The sequence below is a fragment of the Kitasatospora sp. NPDC057518 genome (assembly GCF_042802075.1).
Taxonomy (GTDB): Bacteria; Actinomycetota; Actinomycetes; order Streptomycetales; family Streptomycetaceae; genus Kitasatospora.
In genome coordinates this window covers 1-3963 of sequence record NZ_JBHVEU010000626.1, presented here as the reverse complement: position 1 = coordinate 3963, position 3963 = coordinate 1, and the positions used below count along the sequence as shown (strand labels likewise).

The window sequence follows — 3963 nt, the reverse complement described above, 5'->3', positions numbered from 1 at the left end:
CAGCACCCCGCCCGTCCGGGCCGACTCCCCCTCGGCACGCCCCCGGTAGAGTGAGCGCACGCCTCACCGCACAGGAACCGGAGACGGCCATGGCCGGCTACAGCTCGCACAAGGACGACTTCCGCAAGCGGCTCCGCCGCATCGAGGGCCAGATCCGTGGCCTCCAGCGCATGGTCGAGGAGGACACCTACTGCATCGACGTCCTCACCCAGGTGTCCGCCGCCAGCCGCGCCCTCCAGTCCTTCGCCCTCCAACTCCTCGACGAGCACATCGAATGCTGCGTCCGGGACGCCATCGCCGAGGGCGGCCAGGAGGCGGGCACCAAGATCCGCGAGGCCAACCAGGCCATCGCCCGCCTGGTCAGGTCCTGACCGCGTTCCAGCGGTGACGGCTCCTCCGACAGCCCCCGGGAGCCGTCACCTTTACGGGGTGGGGGTATCTCGCCGGGGCATTCCGGGAGGGGATCAGCCGTGTCCGCGATCGAGTTCGTCCGCCGCCTGGACGGCCTGGTCTACCGCTTCGACCTGAACGGCGCCGCCAACGGCCGCCCGTCCTACAAGCGGCGGGACCTGGACCTGTGGTGTCGGTGGACGCCGGAGCGGGGCTGGTGCGTCGTCGACGCCGAGGGCGTGCCCAACTCCGGTCCGCTGCTGGGCGAGGACCGGTACCGGGAGCTCCCGCCGACCGGGCCGTGGCGCAGTTGGAAGGCCGGCCGGTCGTACCTCTACGACCTGCGCCGCGTCGACGAGCACCCGGACGACAACGCGCCCTGAGGTGCGCCGCCCTCAGACCCGGTCGAGCGGGCGGTGCGGGCCGTCCGGCAGCTCGACCGCGACGGCGTCGCCGGGCCGGACCGGGCCGCCGGTGCGGACGACGCCCATGATGCCGGCGCGGCGCACGATCGTGCCGTCCTCGGCGCGGCCGACGACCTGCTTGAGCAGGCCGGGCCGGTAGGCGTCGATCTGGGTGCACGGGTTGCGCAGGCCGGTGATCTCCACCTCGGCCTCCGGGCCGATCCGCAGCACCGCGCCGACCGGCAGGCCGAGCAGGTCGACGCCCTCGGTGGTGATGTTCTCGCCGAGGGCGCCCGGCGTGACATCGAAGCCCGACTCGCCGAGTTCGGTGAGCAGTTCACGGTGGATCAGGTGGACCTGGCGCAGGTTGGGCTGGGTCGGGTCCTGGGCGACCCGGGACCGGTGCCGGACCGTCACCCCGGCGTGCACGTCCCCTTCGACGCCCAGACCGGCGAGCAGGGTGATGCCGTCCCTGTTCGGCTTGGTGAACGAGTACTCGGCGTTGCTGCTGACCGCCACCACGGTGCCGCTCATGCTCCGAACCCTCCTCACGGACGTACGTTCGATCGCAGGGGCAGCATAGCCTCCGCTGACGACCGGCCCCCGATGACGGAACCGGGGGAGCTCAGGACCGCCGCTCCGCGTGCGCCCGCTCGTCCGCGTCGGCGAGCCACAAGTACACGGGTGCGAGCCCGAGTTCGATCCCCATCAGCACCAGCTGGAACCAGTGCGGACGGCCGTCCGCGACGAGCGACAGCACCCGCGCGAGGCCGCCCAGCAGGAGGACCGCCGCCAGCCACCGCACCGGCCGAGCGGGCACCGGCGCCTGCCGGGCGGCGTGGATCCAGGCCGCCCCGTACCCGGCGAAGACCGCGCCCATGAAGCGGCCGAAGCTGCCGACCGTCGGGCCGGCGTCCGCGATCCCGGGCATCGCGGAGTTCCCCAGCAAGATGTGAAGGAAGCCGATCGCCACGCAGGCGATCCCCATCGTCCACGCGAGCACCCGCAACGCCTTGGTCATGGCCCGTCCACCCCTCACAGAGGTCTGGTTGACACGTGTCTACTACGTTGCCCACCACGCTAGCGCCGACAAGTAGACACGTGTCAAGTAGCCTGGCCCGCATGCCAGTCCACGAACGGCGCCGCCGGCTCTCCCCAGCCGAGCGACGCGCCCAGCTGCTCTCCGTCGGTGCCCGGCTGTTCGCCGAACGGCCGTACGAGGGGGTGCTGATGGAGGAGGTCGCCGAGCGGGCCGGGGTCTCCCGTGCCCTGCTCTACCGGCACTTCGCGAGCAAGCACGAACTCTTCGCCGCCGTCTACCGGGAGGCCTCCGCCGACCTGCTCGCCAGGAGCCGGTTCGACCCGGGCGACACCCTGGTCGAGCAGCTGGTCGAGGGCATGGACGCCCACCTCGACTACTTCATCGCCAACCGGCACGCCGTGCTCGCGGCCAACCGCGTGCTGGCCGGGGACCAGGTGATCCAGACCATCATCACCGAGGAGCTCGACGCCCTGCGCGGCCGGCTGCTCGGCGTCCTCCCGCTCGCGGACGAGCGGACGCGACTGGCGGTGTCGCAGGTCCTGCGCAGCTGGCTGGTGTTCGTCCGGGTGCTGGTCATCGACTGGCTGACCGAGGAGAGCTGCACCCGCACCGAGCTGCGGGACGCCTGCATCGGCGCCGCGCTGGGCGCGCTCCGGCCGCTGCTGCCCGTCGATCCGGCACCCGGCTGGGGGCACCGAGGGCATACCATCGGGACGTAAGGGGAGAAGCTCCGCAAGCGCCCAATTCCTCATGAACATATGACAATTGGATGCTCTGACTCCCCTCGACCAGCCGGACCTCCGAACCCCGCGAAGGGACCCATGGACTCCGCCGCAGCCGACACCGGGACCACCCTCCCCCCACTCCACCGGCTCCCCACCACCCCCGCCCAGCCGCCCCACCCCACCACCCTCCCGGACGGCACCCCCGCGTGGCTGATCACCCGCTACCACGACGTCCGGCAGGTCCTCGGCGACCCCCGGGTCACCCGGGCCGACCTGCATGACGTCGGCACCGCGGGCGCCACCGCCGACGTGGCCGCCAACCCGGCGTCCCTGTTCAACCAGGACGGGCCCGCCCACCGCCGGCTGCGCGGCACCGCCCAACGGGCCTTCACCCCGCGCGCCATCGCCGGCTGGCAGCCGTGGGTCGCCGCCGCCGTCCAGCAGTCCGTGGACCGGCTGGTCGCCGCCGGCCCGACGGCCGACCTGGTCCCCGCCTTCGCCCGGCCGGTGCCGTTCGCCGTCACCACCCGGCTGATGGGGCTCGACGGGGACGGGCCGGACCACCTGGACGAGGAGCGGCTGCGGCGCTGGACCCGCGCCCTGCTCGCCCAGGGCGAGGACCAGGGCGGCGAGCCGGGCGGCGGTCAGAACGGCGGGCAGGACGGCGGACAGCAACCGGGCACGGACCCCGACCACGACGCCACCCTCGCCGAATTCGGCTCCTTCATGGGCGAGTTGGTCGCCCGCCGGCGCCGCGAGCCGGGCGACGACCTGGTCAGCCGGCTGGTCCGGGCCGCCGACCAGGACGGCGGCGTCCCCGAGGAGTCCCTCGTCTTCCTGGTCGCCGGGCTCACCGCCAGCGGCAACGAGAGCGTCGCCGGCGCCCTCGCCAACGCCCTGGTCTACGTGCTCGGCGAACGCCCCGAGCACTGGCCGCGCCTCGCCGACCCGGACACCGCCGAGCGCACCGCCGAACGGCTGCTGCACTACATCCCGCTCGGCGACGACGAGGCCACCATCCGCCGCACCACCGCGCCGGTCGAGGTCGGCGACGTGACCATCCCGGCCGGCTCGGTCGTCGCCGTCAGCCTCGGCAGCGCCAACCGCGACCCGGCCGTCTACCCCGAGGGCCTCGACGCCGATCTGGGCCTCCCGCTCCCCGCCCCGACCCTCGCCTTCAGCTCCGGCCCGCACTACTGCATCGGCGCCTGGCGGGTCCGGCTGGAGATGCGGGAGTCCCTGCACCGGCTCGCCACCGCCCTGCCGGGCCTGCGCCTCACCACCCCGGTCGCGGAGCTCGCCTGGCAGCTCGGCGGCACCACCCGGAGCCCGGCCCGCCTCCCGGTCGACTGGTAGGTCGACCGGGAGCCGGCACCGGCGGTCGGCCGCCCGGCCTCAGCCC

The 3963-nt window shown here is 73.7% G+C and carries 6 protein-coding genes; 4 read left to right on the top strand and 2 right to left on the bottom strand.

Going from position 1 to position 3963, the window contains the following annotated elements; translation table 11 throughout:
• The first annotated feature begins 89 nt into the window (after positions 1 to 89).
• A complete protein-coding gene (locus ACFU7Z_RS37380; RefSeq protein ID WP_375875564.1) occupies positions 90 to 371 on the top strand; it encodes a metal-sensitive transcriptional regulator in 282 nt (93 codons plus the stop codon).
• Positions 372 to 470: 99 nt separating this feature from the next.
• Positions 471 to 773 carry a hypothetical protein gene (locus tag ACFU7Z_RS37375; RefSeq protein ID WP_380782558.1) on the top strand — a complete coding sequence of 101 codons (303 nt, stop codon included), beginning with the start codon at positions 471 to 473 and terminating at the stop codon, positions 771 to 773.
• 12 nt (positions 774 to 785) lie between these two features.
• Here ACFU7Z_RS37375 and ACFU7Z_RS37370 read toward each other — a convergent pair whose 3' ends face one another.
• Entirely contained in the window at positions 786 to 1328 is a 543-nt protein-coding gene (locus ACFU7Z_RS37370; protein ID WP_117487089.1) for an MOSC domain-containing protein, read from the bottom strand.
• 91 nt (positions 1329 to 1419) lie between these two features.
• Positions 1420 to 1815: a DUF4345 domain-containing protein gene (locus tag ACFU7Z_RS37365; protein WP_380782556.1), complete on the bottom strand. Its 396-nt coding sequence runs from the start codon at positions 1813 to 1815 to the stop codon at positions 1420 to 1422.
• A 101-nt stretch (positions 1816 to 1916) separates the two neighbouring features.
• On the opposite strand from ACFU7Z_RS37365, the gene ACFU7Z_RS37360 reads away from it, so the two are divergent.
• Both ACFU7Z_RS37360 and ACFU7Z_RS37355 read left to right on the top strand, forming a co-directional pair.
• On the top strand, positions 1917 to 2555 hold the full coding sequence (locus ACFU7Z_RS37360) for a TetR/AcrR family transcriptional regulator (RefSeq protein WP_380782554.1): 639 nt from the start codon (positions 1917 to 1919) through the stop codon (positions 2553 to 2555).
• 102 nt (positions 2556 to 2657) lie between these two features.
• On the top strand, positions 2658 to 3917 hold the full coding sequence (locus ACFU7Z_RS37355; RefSeq protein WP_380782552.1) for a cytochrome P450: 1260 nt from the start codon (positions 2658 to 2660) through the stop codon (positions 3915 to 3917).
• Positions 3918 to 3963: the final 46 nt, after the last annotated feature.